The sequence below is a fragment of the Caballeronia sp. INML2 genome, assembly GCF_023631365.1.
Taxonomy (GTDB): domain Bacteria; phylum Pseudomonadota; class Gammaproteobacteria; order Burkholderiales; family Burkholderiaceae; genus Caballeronia; species Caballeronia turbans.
In genome coordinates this window covers 1-242 of the sequence record NZ_JALQDH010000001.1, presented here as the reverse complement: position 1 = coordinate 242, position 242 = coordinate 1, and the positions used below count along the sequence as shown (strand labels likewise).

Genomic DNA, 242 nt, shown 5'->3' with positions numbered 1-242 from the left:
AGCCTGTTGTCGGACGAAGGCGCGGCGAAGTATCTCGACGAACTCAAGAGCGACTACGAGCGCATCCGCACGCAGCACGCGAACCGCAAAGCGCAGCCGATGGTCACGTACGACGAAGCGCGCGCCAACAAGACGAAGATCGACTGGAGCGCCTACGCGCCGAAGAAGCCGAGCTTCATCGGGCGGCGCGTGTTCAAGAACTACGACCTCGCGGAACTGGCGAATTACATCGACTGGGGTCC

Annotated in this window: 1 protein-coding gene; it reads left to right on the top strand. The window is 62.0% G+C overall.

Features of this window, described 5'->3' with window-relative positions:
* The coding region (locus NCT32_RS00005) for a hypothetical protein (protein WP_250489827.1) at window positions 1–242 on the top strand (242 nt) is incomplete at both ends.